Below are 5,810 nucleotides of genomic sequence, written 5' to 3'. Positions count from 1 at the left end.
GGTTTTGAGTTATTCTATCGTTTTGCTTCTTCTTTTCCTTTCGTTTTCATCGAGGTAAATCTTGCGAAGCCTCATGGATTTCGGGGTGACTTCCACGTATTCGTCCTCTTTGATGTATTCGAGAGCCTCTTCCAAGCTGAAAAGGATGGGAGGAGCGATGTTTGTCTTTTCGTCGGAACCACTGGCACGCATATTGGTCAGTTTTTTGGACTTGCACACGTTAATCACGATGTCATCCTGCCGGGTACTTTCACCGATCACCTGTCCGGCGTAAACCTCGTCTCCCGGGTTGATGAAGAATCTACCTCTATCTTGCAGTTTGTTGATGGCATAAGCGAATGAATCTCCGGTTTCCATGGCGATCAGGGAACCGTTCGTACGCATTTCAATATCTCCGGCGTAGGGTTCGAAACCTTTCAGACGATGGGACATGACAGCCTCTCCGGCAGTAGCGGTAAGTAGATTACTTCTCAGACCGATGATTCCCCGTGAAGGAATATTAAACGTCAGATGTACCCGTTCGTCACGATGTTCCATGTTGGTCATGACTCCCTTGCGACGGTTTACCATCTCGATGGCTTTCCCCGACACTTCTTCCGGGAGGTCGATGGTCAGTTCCTCGACAGGTTCGCATTTCACCCCGTTTACTTCTTTGATGATCACTTTCGGTTGACCAACCTGTAATTCGTAACCTTCACGACGCATGGTTTCGATCAGCACGCTCAAGTGAAGTACACCACGTCCGAACACGACGAATGAATCAGCTGTCAGGCCCGGTTCCACCCGTAAGGCCAGATTCTTCTCCAGCTCCCGGTCCAGACGTTCCTTGATGTGGCGGGAGGTCACGTATTTACCGTCCCGGCCAAAGAATGGCGAGTCGTTGATGGTGAACAACATGCTCATGGTTGGTTCGTCGATTGCGATAGGGGCCAGTGCTTCCGGGTTCTCGAAGTCCGCAATGGTATCACCGATCTCGAATCCCTCGATCCCGACAAGCGCACAGATTTCTCCACATTGCACCTCGTCAACTTTCTGTTTTCCCATTCCCTCGAAAGTCATTAAATCTTTAATGCGGGTTTTAATCAGTGTTACACCGTCTCTTTTGCAGAGGGTGACTGGCATACCGGATTTTAATGTTCCGCGGGTCAGTTTACCAATGGCAATTCGTCCCACGTAAGAGGAGTATTCCAGAGACGTGATTAGCATCTGCGGGGTTCCTTCCTGCACTGTCGGGGCGGGAATATCTTTGATGATGGCATCCAATAACGGGGTAATGTCCGTCGTGGGTTTGTGCCAGTCGGTGGACATCCAACCTTGTTTGGCACTACCGTAAACTACGGTGAAGTCCAATTGTTCTTCCGTGGCGTCCAAAGAGAACATCAAGTCGAATACTTGCTCGTACACGAAGTCCGGACGACAGTTCGGTTTGTCTACTTTGTTCACGACAACGATCGGTTTCTTGCCGAGGGCAAGCGCTTTTTGAAGTACGAAACGTGTTTGAGGCATAGTACCTTCAAAAGCGTCAACCAATAATAATACTCCGTCAGCCATGTTTAACACGCGTTCCACCTCTCCACCAAAGTCGGCGTGGCCCGGGGTATCGATAATATTAATCTTGTAATCTTTATAATGAACGGATACGTTCTTGGCTAGGATGGTGATCCCTCGTTCTCTCTCCAGGTCGTTGTTATCCAGCAATAGATCACCCGTATTTTCTGTTTCTCTGAATAAGTTTCCTTGAAAAATCATTTTGTCGACCAATGTGGTTTTCCCGTGGTCAACGTGCGCGATAATCGCGATGTTTCTAATCTTCTGCATTTTGCTCCTATGGTATTAAATCCAAATAGGGCGCAAAGTTAGTATTTTTTTTAAAGAAAAGGGGCTCATTGAGCCCCTTTTTTTATTCTACCCTGTTGGCACTTCCTAAAACGTGTACTGTTTTGTGCTTGTATAGTTCTTTTAATGCATCTCTGGCGGGGCCTAGGTACTTACGCGGGTCGAATTCTGCCGGCTTGTTTGCGAAGACTTCACGAACGGCTGCGGTCATTGCCAAACGACCGTCGGAGTCGATGTTGATTTTGCATACGGCAGAAGTTGCGGCTCTACGCAATTGTTCTTCGGGGATACCCACGGCGTCTTTTAATGCACCGCCATATTTATTGATAATAGCAACTTTGTCTTGTGGTACGGAGGATGATCCGTGAAGAACGATCGGGAATCCGGGGATACGTCTTTCGATTTCTTCCAGGATGTCGAAACGTAATGGGGGAGGAACGAGGATTCCGTCTGCATTACGGGTACATTGTTCCGGTTTGAATTTATTTGCCCCGTGGGAAGTTCCGATGGAGATGGCTAATGAATCCACTCCGGTTTTCTTCACGAAGTCTTCCACCAAGTCCGGGCTGGTGTAAACGCTGGCTGCGGCAACCACGTCGTCTTCGATTCCGGCCAGTACTCCAAGTTCACCTTCTACGGTAACATCATATTTATGAGCATATTCAACCACTTTCTTGGTTAATGCCACGTTCTCGTCATAAGGAAGGGCCGATCCGTCAATCATGACAGAGGAGAATCCCATTTCGATACAAGATACGCACAACTCGTACGTGTCGCCATGGTCTAGGTGAAGACAAATTGGAATATTGCATCCAAGTTCTTTGGCATATTCAACCGCACCTTGTGCCATGTAGCGTAAAATGGTTTGATTTGCATATTTACGGGCACCGCTGGAAACTTGTAAGATAACAGGAGATTTTGTTTCCACGCAAGCTGCAACAATAGCCTGCATTTGCTCCATGTTATTGAAATTGAAAGCCGGAATAGCATATTTACCTTCCATTGCTTTCTTGAACATTTCTCTGGAATTAACCAGTCCTAAGTCTTTGTAATTAACCATAGCTGCTATATTTTATATTCGTGCACCAAAGTTAAGCATTAAAAACAGAGATATGCAAGGAAACGAAGGAAAAATTTCAAACGTTTGCGGAGGTTGAAAATTCGGGGAATTTTCAAGTTGCAGGTTGAGCCTGCGGCTCTGCAAGTTGCAGGTTACAGGTTCGAAGTGTGCAGGTACTGTTTTGTCTGAACTTGCAACTTGTTAACCTGTAACTTGTAACTTGAAATTACACGGGTAAAAAAAATAGAGTGGTTACCACTCTATTTCTTTTAAGCCGTGCGATTTCAAATAAGCATTTGCCTGACTGAATTGGTGATTGCCGAACCAGCCGCCCCGGTTGGCAGACAAGGGGGAGGGGTGTACGGATTTCAGCACCAAATGCCGTTGGGTGTTGATGAAGGCACCTTTGCGTTGGGCGTAGGAACCCCAAAGGAAGAAAACGAGGTTTTCTTTTTTCTCGGAAATGATTTTGATGACGGCATCGGTGAAGGTTTCCCAACCTTTGTTCTGATGTGAACCAGCCTGATGGGCTCTCACGGTCAATGTAGCGTTGAGTAATAGTACTCCCTGTTCAGCCCAGCGTTCAAGGTTACCGGACGTGGGGACGGGTTTACCCAAATCGTTATTTATTTCTTTGAAAATGTTCTGTAATGAAGGTGGTTGCTCGATACCTTCCGGGACGGAAAAACAAAGTCCGTGTGCCTGACCGGGGCCATGGTATGGGTCTTGCCCGAGAATGACAACCTTGGTTTGTTCCGCGGGACAATGATCAAAGGCATTGAAAATGAGTTTTCCCGGAGGATATATCTTCGTGGTCTTGTACTCGTTTTTCACGAATTGGATCAACTCGGAGAAATAAGGTTTCTCAAATTCATCTTTTAGGAGTTCTTTCCAAGAGGGCTCGATTTTTACGTCAACCATAAATTCAATTTTAGATTTTAGATTTTAAATTTTAAATTCTGAACACGGATTAATTTTAGATTTAGTGATTTTAGATTCTTGTTATTTATTTTAGAATTTCAGTTGTACATCAAGGTTGTTTAATCTAAAATTTAAAATCTAAAATTAGAACGTTTTTATCTCAAATAACTTCGGCCAGTGTTTTCCGGTAACGTAAATCGTGCCCTTCTTTTCGTTGTACGCGATACCGTTTAAAACATCGTCGTTCTGGTCAAGTTTGGCTTTTTCGGAGGCGGTGAGTAGATTCGGGAGTAGTAGGTCCTGTACTACTTCGCCTGATTCCGGGTCGATGATGACAATCCGGTCTGTAAGCCATTCGTTTGCCCAGATATAACCGTTTATGTATTCCAGTTCATTTAAATTGGTTACCGGACCTTTGTTGTCGAAAACTTCCACGGTTTTGACAACGCTGAAGAGGTTCGGGTCCAAATGGTACAAGTTATGTGAACCGTCACTCATGACGAGTTTGTCTCCCATCGTGGTCAGTCCCCAGCCTTGCTCCATGGAGTAGTCGAATGTCGTTAACAGGGAGAAGGAGGCCAAGTCGTACACGAATGCTTTCTGGGAAGTCCAGGTAAGCTGGTATATCTTATCCTTGTAAACCGTGATCCCCTCTCCGAAATATTGGCTGTCCAATCCCAGCATGGCAAGTGTTTTGTTGTTCTCCAAGTCGATCTTGCGCAGGGTGGATTGGCCTTTGATCCCGGTTCCCTCGTAGATAATGCCGTCTATATATACTAATCCCTGCGTGGAGGCATCCGTGGCATGGGAATAGGTTTTCACCAGTTGGTATTGAAGTGGTTGGGGTGCCTTATCCGGTTTCACGATAAAGGATTGGGTAGCTACCCCGCATTTGTTGTTGGGGTGGAATGCGATCACTTTGAGCGTGTTGGTACCACATTTTTCTTTCGGGATTTTGAACACGAATTCCCGGGTTGCGCTGTCGAGCGTGGCAATCTGTTTCTGGTTGAAGAACAGGTGGGCGGAGTCTATTTTATAGTGCTTGTTGTTCGCGTATACAATTTTAAGTTCCTCGTTGAACCGACAGGTGTCGAATTTCATGGGGTACACGAATTGCACGCTTTTCACGTATTTAGGTCCCGTCGTTTTGCGGCTTTGGGCGCTGTCTATCGTAATCTGGTTCTGGTTCCCTTTACTCTTTTTTTCTCCCTGGCAGGCAGAGAGCAACAGGAGAGAAAGTAGTATGTAGTAGAGATAAGGCATAATGTATTATGTGATTTAGTGATTTATGATTTGGTGATTCTTGTGTTTACGATCAAGTGTAATCACTCAATCGTAAATCACTTCATCTGCAATCATTCAAGGCTCCATTCGTAACCGTCCTTCGTGTCTTTTATCTGGATACCTGCGTTTTTCAGCTCGTCACGGATGCTGTCGGAGGTCGCCCAGTCCTTGTTCGCCCGGGCGGTTTTCCGCACGTTCATCATGGCGTCGATCACCTTGCCTAGGGCTTGGTTGCTGGCACTGGAGTCCTCTTCTCCCTTGAGACCGAGGATGTCGAACACGAAACTGTGGAACAGGTTTTTCAACATTTCCAAGTTTTCCGCGTTGATCTTTTCCGAGCCTGCCGCAATGGAGTTGATGATGCGGACGCCTTCGAACAAGTGGGCGATTAGTATCGGCGTGTTCAAGTCGTCGTTCATGGCCTCGAAACAGTTCGCTTGCAAGGTGGCGATGTCTACCGTGTTCTCGTTGGACGCTTTCAACCTGTTAAGTTGTGAAACGGCGGCCATCATTCGCTCGTAACCTTTCTCCGCTGCCTTTAATGCCTCGTTCGAGAAGTCAAGCGGGCTGCGATAGTGTGCTTGCAGGATGAAGAATCGAACGGTCATGGGGGAGTAAGCTTGTTCCAGCACGTTGTTGTCGCCCGTGAAGAGCTGATCCAGCGTGATGAAGTTCCCCAGGGATTTACCCATCTTCTGCCCGTTGATGG

The 5,810-nt window shown here is 46.5% G+C and carries 5 protein-coding genes; all 5 read right to left on the bottom strand.

Translation table 11 applies throughout. The features are described 5' to 3' along the window. Positions 1 to 9 precede the first annotated feature (9 nt). Complete coding sequence (typA, locus tag AB5542_RS20940) at positions 10 to 1,818, bottom strand: translational GTPase TypA (RefSeq protein ID WP_279038556.1); 1,809 nt, start codon at positions 1,816 to 1,818, stop codon at positions 10 to 12. Between the two features lie 82 nt (positions 1,819 to 1,900). Beyond that, entirely contained in the window at positions 1,901 to 2,896 is a 996-nt protein-coding gene (locus AB5542_RS20935) for a class II fructose-bisphosphate aldolase (RefSeq protein WP_087419689.1), read from the bottom strand. A gap of 252 nt (positions 2,897 to 3,148) precedes the next feature. Further along, positions 3,149 to 3,817 (bottom strand): uracil-DNA glycosylase, encoded by a 669-nt coding sequence (gene ung, locus AB5542_RS20930; RefSeq protein ID WP_279038555.1) that lies wholly within the window; start codon positions 3,815 to 3,817, stop codon positions 3,149 to 3,151. 144 nt (positions 3,818 to 3,961) lie between these two features. Next, positions 3,962 to 5,080: a glutaminyl-peptide cyclotransferase gene (locus tag AB5542_RS20925; RefSeq protein WP_279038554.1), complete on the bottom strand. Its 1,119-nt coding sequence runs from the start codon at positions 5,078 to 5,080 to the stop codon at positions 3,962 to 3,964. A 92-nt stretch (positions 5,081 to 5,172) separates the two neighbouring features. Continuing rightward, a partial coding sequence (locus AB5542_RS20920) for a DALR domain-containing protein (protein ID WP_368243432.1) occupies positions 5,173 to 5,810 on the bottom strand: 638 nt, incomplete at its 5' end.

Source organism: Butyricimonas sp. RTP31003st1_G1_RTP31003_210430, assembly GCF_040920905.1.
In the GTDB taxonomy this organism is placed as follows: domain Bacteria; phylum Bacteroidota; class Bacteroidia; order Bacteroidales; family Marinifilaceae; genus Butyricimonas; species Butyricimonas paravirosa.
Note: the sequence above shows the minus strand (reverse complement) of the source record. Positions and strands in the feature narration are given on the sequence as shown.